Annotated in this window: 17 protein-coding genes; 7 read left to right on the forward strand and 10 right to left on the reverse strand. The window is 59.0% G+C overall.

The genetic code is table 11. The features are described from left to right. Positions 1–8: 8 nt before the first annotated feature. The 6 genes from ruvA to SSARUM2_RS14025 all read right to left on the reverse strand — a co-directional run bounded on the left by ruvA (position 9) and on the right by SSARUM2_RS14025 (position 4,613). Positions 9–623: a Holliday junction branch migration protein RuvA gene (ruvA, locus tag SSARUM2_RS14000; protein ID WP_033634852.1), complete on the reverse strand. Its 615-nt coding sequence runs from the start codon at positions 621–623 to the stop codon at positions 9–11. A gap of 112 nt (positions 624–735) precedes the next feature. Further along, complete coding sequence (gene ruvC / locus SSARUM2_RS14005) at positions 736–1,257, reverse strand: crossover junction endodeoxyribonuclease RuvC (protein ID WP_004932367.1); 522 nt, start codon at positions 1,255–1,257, stop codon at positions 736–738. Between the two features lie 57 nt (positions 1,258–1,314). Next, positions 1,315–2,058, reverse strand: coding sequence for a YebC/PmpR family DNA-binding transcriptional regulator (locus SSARUM2_RS14010; RefSeq protein ID WP_033647638.1), 744 nt, complete (start codon positions 2,056–2,058; stop codon positions 1,315–1,317). 19 nt (positions 2,059–2,077) lie between these two features. Beyond that, positions 2,078–2,524: a dihydroneopterin triphosphate diphosphatase gene (nudB, locus tag SSARUM2_RS14015; protein WP_004932373.1), complete on the reverse strand. Its 447-nt coding sequence runs from the start codon at positions 2,522–2,524 to the stop codon at positions 2,078–2,080. Beyond that, positions 2,524–4,308 (reverse strand): aspartate--tRNA ligase, encoded by a 1,785-nt coding sequence (gene aspS / locus SSARUM2_RS14020; protein ID WP_033647641.1) that lies wholly within the window; start codon positions 4,306–4,308, stop codon positions 2,524–2,526. The genes nudB and aspS overlap by 1 nt, the downstream gene beginning before the upstream one ends. Before the next feature lie 74 nt (positions 4,309–4,382). Continuing rightward, complete coding sequence (locus tag SSARUM2_RS14025) at positions 4,383–4,613, reverse strand: zinc ribbon domain-containing protein (RefSeq protein ID WP_320204121.1); 231 nt, start codon at positions 4,611–4,613, stop codon at positions 4,383–4,385. 215 nt (positions 4,614–4,828) lie between these two features. On the opposite strand from SSARUM2_RS14025, the gene SSARUM2_RS14030 reads away from it, so the two are divergent. From SSARUM2_RS14030 to cmoB, 5 genes are all read left to right on the forward strand, one after another. Then, positions 4,829–5,407, forward strand: a complete 579-nt coding sequence (locus tag SSARUM2_RS14030; RefSeq protein WP_033648128.1) for a hydrolase — start codon at positions 4,829–4,831, stop codon at positions 5,405–5,407. Positions 5,408–5,460: 53 nt separating this feature from the next. After that, positions 5,461–6,276, forward strand: coding sequence for a DUF72 domain-containing protein (locus SSARUM2_RS14035; protein WP_120151017.1), 816 nt, complete (start codon positions 5,461–5,463; stop codon positions 6,274–6,276). Between the two features lie 102 nt (positions 6,277–6,378). Continuing rightward, positions 6,379–6,774 (forward strand): MAPEG family protein, encoded by a 396-nt coding sequence (locus SSARUM2_RS14040; protein ID WP_004932387.1) that lies wholly within the window; start codon positions 6,379–6,381, stop codon positions 6,772–6,774. Positions 6,775–6,876: 102 nt separating this feature from the next. Continuing rightward, entirely contained in the window at positions 6,877–7,620 is a 744-nt protein-coding gene (gene cmoA / locus SSARUM2_RS14045; protein WP_060438574.1) for a carboxy-S-adenosyl-L-methionine synthase CmoA, read from the forward strand. Beyond that, positions 7,617–8,588, forward strand: coding sequence for a tRNA 5-methoxyuridine(34)/uridine 5-oxyacetic acid(34) synthase CmoB (gene cmoB / locus SSARUM2_RS14050; RefSeq protein ID WP_033634857.1), 972 nt, complete (start codon positions 7,617–7,619; stop codon positions 8,586–8,588). The genes cmoA and cmoB overlap by 4 nt, the downstream gene beginning before the upstream one ends. Positions 8,589–8,624: 36 nt before the next feature. Here the strand turns inward: cmoB and SSARUM2_RS14055 are convergent, their stop codons facing one another. The 3 genes from SSARUM2_RS14055 to cutC form a co-directional block, all read right to left on the reverse strand. Then, the gene (locus SSARUM2_RS14055; RefSeq protein WP_060438573.1) at positions 8,625–10,457 is read right to left on the reverse strand and encodes an FKBP-type peptidyl-prolyl cis-trans isomerase N-terminal domain-containing protein; all 1,833 of its coding nucleotides are present in this window, start codon (positions 10,455–10,457) and stop codon (positions 8,625–8,627) included. Then, complete coding sequence (locus SSARUM2_RS14060) at positions 10,454–10,858, reverse strand: hypothetical protein (RefSeq protein ID WP_033654407.1); 405 nt, start codon at positions 10,856–10,858, stop codon at positions 10,454–10,456. Before SSARUM2_RS14060 ends, SSARUM2_RS14055 begins: the two co-directional genes overlap by 4 nt. A 428-nt stretch (positions 10,859–11,286) precedes the next feature. Beyond that, on the reverse strand, positions 11,287–12,045 hold the full coding sequence (gene cutC / locus SSARUM2_RS14065) for a copper homeostasis protein CutC (protein ID WP_282488496.1): 759 nt from the start codon (positions 12,043–12,045) through the stop codon (positions 11,287–11,289). Positions 12,046–12,146: 101 nt separating this feature from the next. On the opposite strand from cutC, the gene SSARUM2_RS14070 reads away from it, so the two are divergent. Continuing rightward, positions 12,147–13,295 carry a PatB family C-S lyase gene (locus tag SSARUM2_RS14070; RefSeq protein ID WP_041035479.1) on the forward strand — a complete coding sequence of 383 codons (1,149 nt, stop codon included), beginning with the start codon at positions 12,147–12,149 and terminating at the stop codon, positions 13,293–13,295. Here the strand turns inward: SSARUM2_RS14070 and SSARUM2_RS14075 are convergent. Next, positions 13,292–13,858: a VOC family protein gene (locus SSARUM2_RS14075; RefSeq protein WP_060452593.1), complete on the reverse strand. Its 567-nt coding sequence runs from the start codon at positions 13,856–13,858 to the stop codon at positions 13,292–13,294. The two genes, SSARUM2_RS14070 and SSARUM2_RS14075, sit on opposite strands and share 4 nt — an antisense overlap. Before the next feature lie 828 nt (positions 13,859–14,686). On the opposite strand from SSARUM2_RS14075, the gene argS reads away from it, so the two are divergent. Next, positions 14,687–16,417: an arginine--tRNA ligase gene (argS, locus tag SSARUM2_RS14080; protein WP_033634864.1), complete on the forward strand. Its 1,731-nt coding sequence runs from the start codon at positions 14,687–14,689 to the stop codon at positions 16,415–16,417. The last annotated feature ends 20 nt before the right edge of the window (positions 16,418–16,437 follow it).

Raw genomic sequence — 16,437 nt, forward strand, 5'->3', positions numbered from 1 at the left:
TAGCGGCCTTACAAAGCCGCGCGCAGCGCGTCGCGGATCAGGGTCTCGCAGTCGGCGCCCGGTTTGGCAATTTTGCTGATCATGCGGCTGGCTTCCTGCGGCTTATAGCCCAGAGCCACCAACGCCGAGACAGCTTCGGCTTCTGCGTCCGCTTCCGGCGCGTTGGCGGCGGCGGACGGCAGGCTGATCTCGCTGCTGCTGTTGAACAGATCGCCGTTCAGCCCTTTGAAGCGGTCTTTCATCTCTACCACCAGGCGCTCGGCGGTTTTCTTGCCTACGCCCGGCAGCTTGACCAGCGCGGTGATCTCTTCGCGCTCCACCGCGCTGACGAACTGCTGCGCGGACATGCCCGACAGGATCGCTAGAGCCAGCTTCGGCCCGACGCCGTTGACCTTGATCAGCTCGCGGAACAGCGCGCGCTCCTGCTTGTCGTTGAAACCGTACAGCAGCTGCGCGTCTTCACGCACCACGAAGTGGGTAAACACGATGGCCTCTTGCCCCAGTTCCGGCAGCTCGTAAAAGCAGGTCATCGGCATGTGTACCTCATAGCCCACGCCGTTCGCCTCCAGTAACACCAGCGGCGGCTGCTTTTCCAGAATATTTCCTCTGAGACGACCTATCATTTACCCTCCTGCAGAATGACCGGGCATGGCGCCCTGCCATACCGTTGCTGGTAAAGCTTATAACATAAAAAAGGCTGGATGAATATCCAGCCTGAGCAATCATCGCTTTGCGTCAGCGCAAACGCCCGCGCGCCAGGTTCAACCGCCCTTCGCTCATCCGCAGCACATTCTGGCTGAGGTGGCAGTGGGTAATGGCGATGGCCAGGGCATCGGCGGCGTCCGCCTGCGGGTTGGCCGAGAGTTTGAGCAGCGAGCGCACCATGTGCTGTACCTGCGCCTTTTCGGCCGCGCCGGTGCCGACCACGGTCTGTTTGACCTGCCGCGCCGCATACTCGAACACTTCCAGATTCTGATTCACCGCCGCGACGATCGCGACGCCGCGCGCCTGGCCGAGCTTGAGCGCCGAGTCCGGGTTCTTGGCCATAAACACCTGTTCGATGGCGAAGAAATCGGGCTGAAACTGGGTGATGATCTCACTGACGCCGGCGTAAATCAGCTTCAGCCGCGTCGGCATGTCGTCCACCACCGTGCGGATGCAGCCGCTGGCGATATAGCTCAACTGACGCCCCTGCTGGCGGATAAGGCCATAGCCGGTGACGCGTGAGCCGGGATCGATACCGAGTATGATCGCCATATCTACATCCACCTTGCATGCACGGCGCCGCCGAACGGCGGCGCCCGTTTTACCGGATTACAGCGTCGCCGCCACTTCGTCGGAGATTTCACCGTTATGGTAAACTTCCTGCACGTCGTCGCAGTCTTCCAGCATATCGATCAGGCGCAGCAGCTTAGGCGCGGTTTCCGCGTCCATGTCAGCCTTGGTCGATGGGATCATCGACACTTCCGCCGCTTCGGCTTCGAAGCCCGCCGCGGTCAGCGCGTCTTTCACCGCGCCCAGGCTTTCCCAGGCGGTGAACACGTCGATAGCGCCGTCGTCATAGGTCACGATGTCTTCCGCACCGGCTTCCAGCGCAGCTTCCATCACGGTGTCTTCATCCAGGCCCGGTGCGTAGGTGATCACGCCCTTCTTGGTGAACAGGTAAGCCACGGAACCGTCGGTGCCGAGGTTGCCGCCGCATTTGGTGAAGGCGTGGCGCACTTCCGCCACGGTGCGGTTGCGGTTGTCGCTCAGGCATTCGATCATCACGGCGGTGCCGCCAGGGCCGTAACCTTCATAGATGATGGTTTCCATATTGGTATCATCATCGCCGCCCACGCCGCGCGCGATTGCACGGTTCATGGTGTCGCGCGTCATGTTGTTCGACAGCGCCTTGTCCATCGCCGCGCGCAGACGCGGGTTGGAATCCGGATCGCCGCCGCCCAGCTTGGCGGCCGTGACCAGCTCACGAATAATCTTGGTGAAAATTTTACCGCGCTTGGCGTCCTGCGCCGCTTTACGGTGCTTTGTGTTGGCCCACTTACTATGACCTGCCATAAAAAATCTCCGAAAAAAACTACTGGACTGAATTGATCACGAACTCTTCAATCGCCTGCTGATTGCTCCACGACTTGGTCAACTTCACGGCCTCGGCCGCCTCAAGCCATTGGTAAGCGTGATGCTCGGTAATCACCGGATCGCGCTCTTCGGGCAACGCCAGACAGAACCAGTGCTCTTTATTGCGCGTGGTTCCCGGCGCATAGCGATGCCGCAAATGGACAAAGAGTTCAAACTCCACGCAGCGTTGGCAATCGAACAACGGCAGATGCTCTGCTTCGATATCGATGCCGACCTCTTCCATGACTTCACGCCGCGCGGCATGCGGCGGCGACTCATCCTGTTCCAGGCTGCCGGTGACCGACTGCCAGAACTCGGTATCGTCGCGCCGCTGTAACATCAGCACCCGACCACTGGATTTCGCGTAAATCACTACCAGGATAGATTCAGGGCGCTTGTAACTCATCACTCGCTCTCTTGTTCCGCACCGGCTTTCTTTACCACGCTGATCGCCAGCTCCTGCAGCGCAGCCGGGTTAGCGAAGCTCGGCGCGTCGGTCATCAGACAGGCCGCCGCGGTGGTTTTCGGGAAGGCGATGACGTCGCGGATGTTGTCGGTGCCGGTCAACAGCATCACCAGACGATCCAGGCCGAAGGCCAGGCCGGCGTGCGGCGGCGTACCGTACTTCAGCGCGTCCAGCAGGAAGCCGAACTTCTCGCGCTGTTCGTGTTCGTTAATGCCCAGAATGCTGAACACCGTCTGCTGCATTTCGCTACGGTGGATACGCACCGAACCGCCGCCCACTTCGTAACCGTTGATCACCATGTCATAGGCGTTGGCGATGGCGTTGACCGGCGCTGCCGCCAGCTCTTCCGGGCTCATGTCGCGTGGCGAGGTGAACGGGTGGTGCATGGCCGCCAGGCCGCCCTCGTCGTCTTCTTCGAACATCGGGAAGTCAACCACCCACAGCGGTGCCCAGCTGTCGAGTTGGGTCAGCGCCAGATCGCGCCCCAGCTTCAGGCGCAGCGCGCCCATCGCATCGGTGACAATCTTGACGCTGTCGGCGCCAAAGAACAGGATATCGCCGGTCTGCGCATCGGTGCGCGCCAGGATGCCTTCCAGCACGTCTGCGCTGAGGAATTTGGCGATCGGGCTCTGCACGCCTTCCATGCCGGCGGCGCGGTCGTTGACCTTCAGCCACGCCAGGCCTTTGGCGCCGTAGATATTGACGAAAGCGCCGTACTCGTCGATCTGCTTGCGGGTCAGCTGCGCGCCGCCCGGTACGCGGATCGCCGCCACGCGGCCTTTGGCGTCGTTGGCTGGGCCGGAGAAGACTTTAAACTCGACGTCTTTGACCAGGTCGGCCACGTCCACCAGCTCCAGCGGGTTACGCAGGTCCGGCTTGTCGGAGCCAAAGCGACGCATCGCTTCGGCGAAGGTCATGACCGGGAAATCGCCCAGATCCACGCCCTTCACGTCCAGCCACAGCTCGCGCGCCAGCTTCTCCATCACTTCACGCACCTGATCGGCGGTCATGAAGGAGGTTTCGACGTCGATCTGGGTGAATTCAGGCTGACGGTCCGCACGCAGGTCTTCGTCGCGGAAGCATTTGACGATCTGGTAGTAACGATCGAAGCCGGACATCATCAGCAGCTGTTTGAACAGCTGCGGGGACTGCGGCAGCGCGTAGAATTTGCCCTTGTGTACGCGGCTCGGCACCAGGTAATCGCGGGCGCCTTCCGGCGTCGCCTTGGTCAGCATCGGCGTTTCGATATCGAGGAAGCCGTGGCTGTCCATGAAGCGGCGCACGAAGCTGGTGATTTTGGCGCGGGTCTTCAGACGCTCGGCCATTTCCGGGCGGCGCAGATCCAGGTAGCGGTATTTCAGGCGCGCTTCTTCGCTGTTGACCTGATTGGAGTCCAGCGGCAGCGGCTCGGAGCGGTTGATGATCTCCAGCGCGTGGGCGAACACTTCCACTTCGCCAGTGGCCATATCTTTATTGATCTGGCTGTCCGGACGCGCACGCACGGTGCCGACGATCTGGATGCAGAACTCATTGCGCAGGTCGTAGGCCTTGTCGAACGCCACTTTCTGGTCCGGATCGAAGAACACCTGCACGATGCCTTCGCGGTCGCGCATATCAATAAAGATCAGGCCGCCGAGATCGCGACGACGATTGACCCAACCACACAGAGTGACTTCCTGGCCCACGTGGGACAGATTCAACTGCCCGCAATATTCAGTACGCATACGCTATCCTTTTACACAGCCGATGCCGCGCCGGGCTACTGCGCCCTTGTCGCGCGGCTGTTATCTGATAAATTCTACTTGTTACCCGGTTTAAAATCCGTCGCATACCAGCCGGTGCCCTTAAGCTGGAAACCGGAGGAAGAAATCAACTTGGTCAACGCGGGCTGCCCACACGCCGGGCAGTCTGCCAGCGGCGCATCGGAAAATTTTTGCAATTTCTCTAACCGATGGTTGCAAGCACCACATGCATATTCATAAATCGGCATAGGTCGTTGGATTAAAGAGTGTTGAAAAAAGGGAGTCATTATAAAGGAAATTCATCCGCCCGATAAGTGCGAACACAGCATTGTTACTGCACTAAATGGCGCGTTTTTGCTCGAATCAACACATCGGTTAACAAATTTCCCATTAACCTGCGACAGTTTTTTCACGTAGCCTGATTCTCCCCCGGTTTTGCGCCGAACGCAGCTCGCCCGGCGCGCCGAACAGTTTTTATCCACTTCGCAACGAGATGATATCCATGCTGAAACTTGACGCCCAAACCACCGCTCTGGTGCTGATCGATTTGCAAAACGGCATTCTGCCCTACGCCGGCGGCCCGCACAGCGCCGACCAGGTGGTGGCGAACGCCGCCCTGCTGGCCGCCCGTTTTCGTCTGCTGGGCGCGCCGGTGCTGCTGGTGCGCGTCGGCTGGTCAGACTCCTTCGCCGAAGCGCTGAAACAGCCGGTGGACAAGCCGGCTCCCGCGCCCGCCGGCGGCTTGCCGGCCAGTTGGTGGGAGTTTCCCGCGCCGCTGGCGGTCTGCGACAGCGATATTCTGGTCACCAAGCGCCAATGGGGCGCCTTCTACGGCACCGATCTGGATTTGCAGCTGCGCCGTCGCGGCATCAAATCCGTGGTATTGGGCGGCATATCCACCAATATCGGCGTGGAATCCACCGCCCGCGCCGCCTGGGAGCATGGCTATGAGCTGGTGATCGCCGAAGATGTCTGCAGCGCGCAGAACGCGGAAATGCACCGTTTCGCGTTCGAACACATCTTCCCGCGTTTGGCACGGGTGCGCGACACCGGCGAAATTCTTGCCGCGCTCGAGCGGTAACGTTAAGTTGTAGCCTGATAAGCCAAGGACAAGTAAAGGAAGACGACGCCGTGATCTACATCGGACTGCCGCAATGGCAACATGCAGCCTGGAATCGCATCGGGCTGCGTGATTTGGCGGATTACAGCCGCTATTTCAACTGCGTGGAAGGCAACACTACCTTCTACGCGCTGCCGAAGCTGGAAATCGTGCAGCGCTGGCGCGACATGACCGGTGACGATTTTCGCTTCTGCTTCAAATTCCCGTCGGACATCAGCCACAAGGCCTCCCTGCGCAACTGCGCCGCCGAGCTGCAGGCGTTTTACCACTGCCTGAGCCCGGTGCATCAACGCATCGGCCAACTGTGGCTGCAGTTGCCCGCCGCCTTCGGCCCCGATGAGCTGCCGCGCATGTGGCAGTTCTTCGAAAACCTGCCGAAGGAATTCACCTACGGCGTAGAAGTGCGTCATCCGGCGTTTTTCGCCAAGGGCGAGGAAGAGCGTGTGCTGAATCAGGGATTGCACCAGCGCGGCATCAATCGGGTGATCCTCGACAGCCGCCCGGTGCATCACGCCGCCCCCAACACCGCCGCCGTGCGCGATGCCCAGCAGAAAAAGCCGAAGCTGCCGGTGCACGCTCTGGTCACCGCCGACCAACCGCTGGTGCGCTTTATCGGCGGTGACCAATTGGCCGACAACCTGCGCTGGTTCGAGGCCTGGCAGCAAAAACTGCCGCTGTGGCAGCAACAGCATCAGCCCTATCTGTTTATTCATACGCCGGACAACGGCGATTCGCCCCAGCAGGCGCAAAAAATTTGGCAGCAGCTACGGCTGGCGATCCCCGATTTGCCAGCGCCGCCGGACTGGCCAGAACAAGATGCACTGTTTTGACCTATTAATCTGACCAATAACATCAAATATTTCCCCGCGACAGTGAATACAATGACGGCTATGATGCTGGCTGCCAGTTTTGGTTAGGGAACGGAGTTAAAAATGGTAAGCGCGCTTTATGTGGTGCTCGGCGCATTGTTGTTGATCAAACTCTCTTATGACGTAGTCAGATTAAGGATGCAGTACCGCGTAGCCTATGGCGACGGCGGTTTCTACGAATTGCAGACCGCCATCCGCGTGCATGGCAACGCCGTTGAATACATTCCGATTGCTGCCGTCTTGCTGGTGATTATGGAAATGAACGGCGCGGAAATCTGGATGATTCACCTTTGCGGCCTGATGCTGATGGCCGGGCGACTGGTGCATTACTACGGTTTGCGCAACCGCGAGGTTCGCTGGCGCCGTTCGGGCATGGCCGCGACCTATATCTCTTTGTTGTTGATGGTTCTGGCAAATATCTTCTATCTGCCCTGGGATCTGATTTTCAGCCTGCACTGATCTCGTTTTATCATCAGGCGGCCGCGCCGCCTGCTTCCGCTCCGCTTTTTTGCGCTTTTCTGTTAGACTACGCAGCTTCGAATTCTGAACTGATTTGCCGCTATGCCAAACCGCGATACCCTTTTTTCCGCCCCCATCGCCAAACTGGGCGACTGGACCTTTGACGAACGCGTCGCCGAAGTGTTCCCCGACATGATCCAACGCTCCGTTCCCGGCTATTCCAACATCATCTCGATGATCGGCATGCTGGCCGAGCGCTTTGTGCAACCCGACAGCCGGGTGTATGACCTGGGCTGCTCGCTGGGTGCGGCGACGCTGTCGATGCGGCGGAATATCAAGGTGCCCGGCTGCAATATCGTCGCCGTCGACAATTCGCCGGCGATGGTGGAACGTTGCCGCCGCCATATCGATGCCTTCCGCGCCGACACGCCGGTCGATGTCATCGAAGCCGACATTCGCGACATCGAGATCGAGAACGCCTCGATGGTGGTACTGAACTTTACGCTGCAGTTCCTCGAACCGGCCGATCGCCTGCGTCTGCTGGAGAAAATCTATCGTGGCCTGCGCCCGGGCGGCGCACTGGTGCTGTCGGAGAAGTTCAGCTTTGAGGACACTGAAGTCGGCGAGCTGCTGTTCAACATGCACCACGATTTCAAACGCGCCAACGGGTACAGCGAGCTGGAGATCAGCCAAAAACGCAGCATGCTGGAAAACGTGATGCTCACCGACTCGGTGGAAGCGCACAAGGCGCGCCTGCAACAGGCCGGGTTCGAGCATGCCGAAGTGTGGTTCCAATGCTTCAACTTCGGTTCGCTGATCGCCCTGAAAGCGGGGGATGCGCAATGATCGAGTTCGGTGATTTCTATCAACGCATCGCCAAAAGCCCCCTCAGCCATTGGCTGGACACGCTGCCTGCGCAGCTGAGCGCCTGGCAACGCGAATCGCTGCACGGCAAATTCAAACAGTGGTTCAACTCGGTCGAGCATTTGCCGACGCTGACCCCAACCCGCCTCGATCTGCTGCACGGCGTGCGCGCCGAGATGGAGCCGGGCCTGTCGCCGGGCCAGCTTGAAGGCATCGAGAAAATGCTGCGCACCCTGATGCCATGGCGTAAAGGGCCCTTCTCGCTGTATGGCATCGATATCGATACCGAATGGCATTCCGACTGGAAGTGGGATCGCGTGCTGCCGCACATTTCTCCACTGGCCGGCCGCACCATTCTCGACGTCGGCTGCGGCAGCGGTTATCACCTGTGGCGCATGATTGGCGCCGGCGCACACCTCGCCGTCGGCATCGATCCGATGCAGCTGTTCCTGTGTCAGTTCGAAGCGGTGCGCAAGCTATTAGGCGGCGATCAGCGCGCCCACCTGCTGCCGCTCGGCATCGAGCAGTTGCCGGAATTGGCGGCATTCGACACCGTGTTCTCGATGGGGGTGCTGTATCACCGCCGCTCGCCGCTCGATCATCTGTATCAGCTGAAAAACCAGCTGGTGGCTGAAGGTGAACTGGTGCTGGAAACGTTGGTGGTGGAAGGCGATCGCCACCAGGTGCTGGTGCCGGGCGATCGTTATGCGCAGATGCGCAACGTGTATTTCATCCCTTCCGCCGAGGCGCTGAAATGCTGGTTGGAGAAGTGCGGCTTCGTCGACGTGAAGATCGCCGATATGTGCGTCACCAGCCTCGAAGAGCAGCGCCGCACCGGCTGGATGACCAGCGAATCACTGGCCGAATTCCTCGATCCGAACGATCGCAGCAAAACGATCGAAGGCTATCCGGCGCCCCTGCGCGCCGTGCTGACCGCCAAAAAGCCCTAGCGCTCGCTAATCGGGCCGGCCAGGGCCGGCCCGACGTTACCCGTTGTTGACATCGACAATCCGCAGCTCATACACCATGGTCGCGTTCGGCGGGATCTGCGGCGCATAGCCCGTTTCACCGTACGCCAACGCCGGCGGCACCACCATCGTCAGCGAACCATGATTTTTCAGATGGCCGATCGCCTCGCGGAACAACGGCGGATAGGCAGAGAGCGGCTGTGACATCACCTTCCCACTGCGATCCATATCCTGAATCACGCTGCCGTCGGTTAAACTTTCCTTCACCACGATGTCCACCCGCGCGTTTTCCTTAATGGCTTCATCACCCGCATAATCGATGCGATACCAGAAACCGGAAGGCGACTTCTGCGTGCCCTTTTTCTTTTTAAACTCGGTGACGAACGCCTCGCCCTTGCTGGTTTGCACCTTCGCAGCCTGGTTCCGGGCGTCGTTCACCGCTTTTTCCGACTCCGCCAGCGCACGGGTCAACTGCGCATCGCTTAGCTGGTAATGGCCGTTGAAGGTATCGATCACGCCCGCCAGCAGCACGGTTTTATCGGGATTGATGCCCCAATTTTTACGCTCCGCCAGCATCGTTTGAATATCGCGCCCCAAAGCGACACCGGCAGCATAGCTCTGTTGCGCCGGCTTTTTCTCGAGCGCCTGCGCATCCGGCAGCCATTTGGCGCGAGAGCGCAGCCCATCCAGCTCCTCACGCAATGCCTGCTGCGTTTGGTTGGCGTCCGCTAGCGCCAATGCGTTTTTTTTCGCCTGCTCCGTCGTTCTCGCCAGTTGCAGCGTTGATTTTTCGCTTTCCGCCACCGCCGTTGCCAGCCGCTGCGCCAATGCCTTCGCCTGCTCGGTTTGCGTCTTGTTTTTTTCCTGTAGCTGCGCCAGCTGATGCTGAAGTTCTCCCGTCGCCTTGACGGCTTCGGCCTTTTGCTGTTCCAGCGCCGTTTTCAGGCTTTTCTCTTGCCGCTCGGCCTGTTGCCGTTGTTCATCCAGCTCTTTCTGCCGCAGTGCCAGCTGTTGCTGAAGTTCACCCGTCGCCTTGGCGACTTCGGCCTTTTGCTGTTCCAGTGCCGTTTTCAGGCTTTTCTCTTGCCGCTCAGCCTGTTGGCGTTGTTCATCCAGCTCTTTCTGCCGCATTGCCAGCTGCTGCTGAAGTTCTCCCGTCGCCTTGGCGGCTTCCGCCTTCTGTTGCGCCAGCTCAGCGGCGGCCGCTTGTTTGTCCTGCTCATAACGCTGGCGCGCTTTGTCGTTGGCGGTCTGCGCCGCCGTCAGTTTCTCCTGCCAGGCGCTATCCGCCTGTTCAGGCAACGCCGCCAGCCGTTGTTCCAGCAAGGCGATACGCCGATCGCGCTCCTCGGTTTGTTGTTTTTCCTGCGCTAACGCTGCCTGCGCCTCGGCGATCTGCGCCTGAGCCTTGCGCTCCTGCGGCGTCAGGTTCAGCGCCCGTCGCACGCCGCTGGCGAAGTCGCTCAACGCGCTCAGATCGGGAGCAGCTGTCGGTTTATCGGCAGTCGTCAGGGACGACGCAACCCGCAACGCGGTCAGCTCCTGCTGCAGTGATTGAATAGCGGTTTGCTGTTGCTCCAATCGAGCCTCTTTCTCGCGCAGCGTCTTTTGCAACTGCGCCAGTTGCTTTCTCTGCGAGCTCGTTTCACGCGGTTGAACCGGCCGGGGCGCCGACTTTTGGGTTTCCCGGGAGGGAGTAACCGCGGCGTCAGCTGCCGGTGCGTCCTGCCGCTGGTAGCGCTCGGCGAACTGCAGTAATGCCGGCACATCGTCATCCGCTGCGGCCATCGCTGGCGCAAACGCCAGCGGTATCATCAGGCTCAGTAATGCCTTTCTCGCACGAGGGGTCATTGGGCGCGCTCTCCGCGCTCAGCCAGGCCGGTCATCATGGCAGAACTGATGTCTGCGCACAGACGGCTGGTGCGATAACGATACAGGGCGTCGACGGTTTCCTGCGTGCCCGTGTTGACCCGCTGGCGTACCCCGGCATACTGCGCGGCGCCGCCCATCAAGGTATCGAATTCACGTTTGAATTTTTGGTATTTTTCGTTATCCATGCCGCGCATGGCATCCAACTCGCGCTGGCACTGCTGTATACGCTCGGCTTCACGCTGCCGCTTGTCTTGTTCCGCAATGTCTTCTGCGCTGGGCGGCTTACTTAATGTAGAAACAGGCCGCTTGGCGGTCTGGCACCCGCTCAGGGTCAAGGTCAGCAAAAGCGCAGCGGTCAAACAGTGTGCCGTTCGGGTCATTATCGTTATCTCCTTGTTAAGTCCGCCGCCAACGCGCTCCGCGGCTGCATCGACGGCTCTCCTCATTAATGCTGTGATGTTCCGGCCATAGGCCGGCGATGAACGGGTATGAAAATGCAGACGTGGCGATGAGCGGCAGAGCGCAAATCATTCACCACGAAAATGCATACCAAAAAATCATTTAATATTATGATATTTAAAGGATTTTAACTCACAAACTTATCAGCAGGGCATGATGAGCGCAAGAAGAGATGGGGGGCAGTGCGACAGAGAAACAGCGTGAAACGGGCACCGCGTCTTCGCAAGACATAAAAAAAGCCCCGGCAAAACGCCGGGGCCTGGTACTTGCGTGATCGCCGAGGGCTCAGTGACACGCAAAGGGGTCTTACGGCCCGGAAACCGGTTGTCAAACGCGGTTAGCTGCGTGTTTATGCGCTTTGCGCCAGGGGATCAACCAAGGCCAGCGCGTTTTTCATCGCCTCCACCATTTCGCCATCCACGCAATAATGGCTAAATTCGTCAAACTCGTTATCAGAACACATGGTGACGCCCGCCTTGCGGTAACGCATGGTCGACGGCACCAGGTGACCGGAAGAGCTGTGCAGTTCATGCAGACCAATATCGACAAACTTGTGCAGATTGCTGAGGCGCACGCCGGCACCCGCCATGATTACCGGGCCCTGACTGGCCTGGCGCAAATCGTGCAGCAACGGCAGGCCCAGCTCGGCGCTCTGCTGCTGGCCGGAGGTCAGAATGCGCGCCACGCCCAGCTCGCTCAGTTGCTCCAACGCCACCATCGGGTTCTGGCACATATCGAACGCGCGATGGAACGTCACCGCCATGCCCTCGCACAGCCTCATCACTTCGCGCATGCGCGGCAGATCGATGTGCCCTTCTTCGTCCAGCATGCCAACCACTACGCCGGGGAACCCCATCTCGCGGATCTGGCGGAGATCCTGTTTGATCACCTCGAAATCCACCGCGCCGTAGCAGAAATCGCCACCGCGAGGGCGAACGATCGGATGCACCGGGATCGAAACCCGCTCGCGCGCCAGACGCAGCGTGCCATAGCTCGGCGTCAATCCCCCCTCGCTCTGGCTGGCGCACAACTCAATGCGATCGGCGCCCGCCCGTTCGGCCGTCAGCGCACAGTCGACGCTAAAGCAACAAACTTCCAGTTTTATCATTGTCACCCCCAGATAACGGCCAACATACGGCGGCAATTGTTCATTTCTTCATTTCTCACGTAGGCTCATGCTTAGGCATAAACCGGCTCAGGGTTGTAACTATGGCATTCAATTTTGATCAATGGGTAGACCGCAGTCACAGTGACAGCGTTAAGTGGGATAAATATCGCGGCAGCGACATCATCCCGCTTTGGGTCGCCGACAGCGATTTCACCTCACCACCGGCGGTGATCGAAGCCTTGCAGCGGCGCGTGGCGCACGGCGTATTCGGCTACACCCACCCATCCCCTGATCTTATTGAGGTTTTTACCCGCCGCATGGTAGAGCGCTACGGCTGGCACATCAAGCCCGAATGGATCATTTTCCTGCCTGGGCTGGTGTGCGGCCTGAATTTGTGCGTGCGCGCCTGCACCGAAGGACATCAGAGCACGCTGGCCCCCTCTCCCATTTATCCGCCGTTTCGCAAAGCGGCCAAATTCGCCGGGCGCGAGCACCTCGCGGTGCCGCTGAAGGCGACCGGCCAACGCTGGGTGCTGGATTTTTCCTCGCTGCATGATCGGCTGAGTGGCAACGAGAAACTCCTGTTGCTGTGCAACCCGCAGAACCCCGGTGGCACCGTTTATCGCCGGGATGAGCTGTTGCAGCACCATCAGTTCGCTCGCGAACACGATTTAATCGTCTGTTCCGATGAGATCCACTGCGAACTGCTGCTTGAGCCCGGCGTGCGGCATATCCCTTTCGCCACCCTGAATGACGATGCGGCCCAACGCAGCGTGACGCTGATGTCGCCGTCAAAAACGTTTAATCTCGCCGGACTGGGCGCTTCACTGGCGATCGTTCCCAACGAAGCGCTGCGACAAAAGCTGAAACGCGCGCGCAGCGGTATCGTGCCGGAGGTCAATCTGTTGGCGCTGGTGGCGGCGCAGGCGGCTTATCAATACGGACAACCCTGGCTGGATGAGCAGTTGATTTATCTGCGCGCCAATCGCGATCGGCTGATAAAGCGTATCAACGCCATGCCGGGATTGACGTTGCTGCCTGTCGAGGCCACTTACCTGGCCTGGATAGACTGCAGCGCGTTGCCGGTGGATAACCCGCATCAGTTCTTCGAACGTGCGGGCGTTGGGCTAAGCGCCGGTTTGGACTTTGGCGATCGGCGCTTTGTGCGGCTTAACTTTGGTTGCCGATGGGCCCTGCTCGATGAAGCGCTCGATCGCATGGCGCGAGCCTGTGCGGCACTGCCTGGCTAAGCTTGTTCGCTGGCGACGATGTCTCGAATGGAATAAGGATGAAACTTGATCGTGACCGTTCCATCGGTGATGGCCAGCGTCGGGTTCGGCAGCCGTTCGCCCTCGCCCTTTGGCGAGCTTTGCTTCAGCTTGATCCCCGGCGCCAGCAACGCTTCATCGGCCAGGTGGCTCAACGCCCGGGCGTACAGCGTCTGCGGATCGCCACTGAGCACTAATTCGACGTGTTCCCAGCCTTCGTGCGGATAGCGTTTCTCCCCCGGATACGGCAGTTCGATGCAGTCTATCCGCCATGGCCCAACGGCCAGCGGCTGAGACAAGTCGAACAGACAGATAGGCCGCCCGTTGATCATCGATTCGGACAGCAATGTCCCGCACTGCATCAGCCCCTGGCGCCAGCGCTCGGCGGTAGCGTTCTGGTGACAGCGCAGTGAGATGTGATCGGCGGTAAACGCGGACAGATCAAGCCGCAATTTGGCGGCAAATTGGTGCAACGCCTGTTCGAAACGCGGCAGGTCGAGCTTCAGATCGTCAAGCTCGGCAATGGCCTGCAAGGGAGTGGTCATAGGAACCTCAAAACAACGGGGCGCAAAGTTAAACGCCGTAATTTACACGCTGGCGACAGCGCTCGCCAGCGTTGCGAGGTTTTTCGGCGGCAGTTCAACATGATTTTTGGTTGCGGACAGGGAGAATAAAAGCCGGATTTTTATTAAGGTGACAGCTTATTAAATCAACGGAAAAATAAAAAATAAGATTTTTCGCAAGACATTATACCTTTTCTTTATGACGCTATGATTTAAGTTATTTTGCACAAAATCCTCTGCAGGCCATTGGTCAAGCCGATTGAATCGCTGGGTTTAATCAAAACGACTCACTTATCAATGTCGCACAAATCCGCAATCACAACCCATTGTAAAAAAAGAAAATAAAACGCATTAATTGATTAAAAGCTAAGGATTATCTTAATTTAACCCCAGACAATTGATTCACCAAGACAACTCGGCTACTTTGGAGGAAATTTAAATTCGAGATGATCATTATGTTATTGCTGACGATATCCTTGGTGTTGATAATTATCGCCGTATACGCCATCTACCGTCATTTCAAATCACGCAGCGTCAACACGCTGGATGCCGGTCGCCGCAATAAAAAGCGCTAGCTTCGCAACTCTCCCCTCCGTACATTCTGTTCAGCTCATTCCGCTTTTCACCTTCCGGCAATCAACGCGCCGCACCCGACAACTGTTTCATCGCAGCGGCCGCGCCAACTGCTGACGGACTCCGTCAGATCGGTTACAATTGCAGGCTGTTTTGTGGCGGTCGCCCATCGCGCCCGCCACCGTTGAATCCCACAGGGGCTGGCTTCAGCCCCTCGTTCGTCATTAAGGTAACCCGGTGAATATTCAGGTTCTTCTTTCAGATAAAGTCAGCCAGGCGCTGATCGCCGCTGGCGCGCCAGCCGATTGCGAAGCGCAGGTCCGCCCTTCCGCCAAGGCGCAGTTTGGTGATTACCAGGCCAACGGCGTGATGTCCGTCGCCAAAAAGCTGGGCATGCCGCCCCGGCAGCTGGCGGAAAAAGTGGTGCAACTGCTGGATCTCGGCGACGTCGCCGGTAAAGTGGAAATCGCCGGTCCCGGCTTTATCAACATTTTCCTGAACAGCGACTGGGTCGCCCGCCAGGCCGACCAGGTGCTGAACGCACCGAAACTGGGCATTGCGCCGGTTGAGCCGCAAACCATCGTTATCGACTACTCCGCGCCGAACGTGGCGAAAGAAATGCACGTCGGCCATCTGCGCTCCACCATCATCGGCGACGCCGCGGCGCGTACCCAGGAGTTTCTGGGCCATAAAGTGATCCGTGCCAACCACGTCGGCGACTGGGGCACCCAGTTCGGCATGCTGATTGCCTACCTGGAAAAAATGCAGAACGAAAACGCCAGCGACATGGGCCTGTCCGATTTGGAACAGTTCTATCGCGAAGCCAAGAAGCATTACGACGAAGACGCCGAGTTCGCCGAGCGCGCGCGCGCTTACGTCGTCAAGCTGCAGGGCGGCGATCAGTACTGCCTGAAAATGTGGCGCAAGCTGGTCGACATCACCATGGCGCAAAACCAGCTGACCTATAACCGCCTGAACGTCACGCTGACCGAAGACGACGTGATGGGCGAAAGCCTGTATAACGCGATGCTGCCGGGCATCGTCGCCGATCTGAAAGCCAAAGGGCTGGCGGTAGAAAGCGAAGGCGCCACCGTGGTGTTCCTCGACGAATACCAGAACAAGGACGGCGATCCGATGGGCGTCATCATCCAGAAAAAGGATGGCGGCTATCTCTACACCACCACCGATATTGCCTGCGCCAAGTACCGCTACGAAACCCTGGGCGCCAATCGCGTGCTGTATTACATCGACTCCCGTCAGCATCAGCACCTGATGCAGGCCTGGACCATCGTGCGCAAGGCCGGTTACGTGCCGGAGTCCGTCTCGCTGGAACACCACATGTTCGGCATGATGCTGGGCAAAGACGGCAAGCCGTTCAAAACCCGCTCGGGCGGTACGGTGAAGCTCTCCGATCTGCTGGATGAGGCCATCGAACGCGCCGAACAGCTGATCGCCGGCAAAAACCCGGACATGCCGCAAGACGAAATGAAGACCGTGGCCCGCGTGGTCGGCATCGGCGCGGTGAAATACGCCGATCTGTCGAAAAGCCGCACCACCGACTATGTCTTCGACTGGGATAACATGCTGGCCTTCGAAGGCAATACCGCGCCTTATATGCAATACGCCTATACCCGCGTGGCATCGGTATTCAAGCGCGCCGGGATCGACGAAAGCAGCCTGACGCTGCCGCTGACGCTGACCGAAGAGCGTGAAATTGCGCTGGCTACCCGCCTGCTGCAGTTCGAAGAGGTGCTCACCACCGTCGCGCGTGAAGGCACGCCTCACGTCATGTGCAGCTACCTGTACGATCTGGCCGGCTTGTTCTCCGGTTTCTACGAGCACTGCCAGATCCTGAACGCCGACAGCGAAGAAGCGCGTCAGAGCCGCCTGAAGCTGGCGCTGCTGACCTCGAAAACGCTGAAAACCGGTCTGGATACGCTGGGCATCGAAACCGTCGAACGCATGTAAACCGCACCGCGCGGAAAGCA

It is taken from the genome of Serratia sp. K-E0102 (genome assembly GCF_029962625.1).
Lineage (GTDB): Bacteria > Pseudomonadota > Gammaproteobacteria > Enterobacterales > Enterobacteriaceae > Serratia > Serratia sarumanii.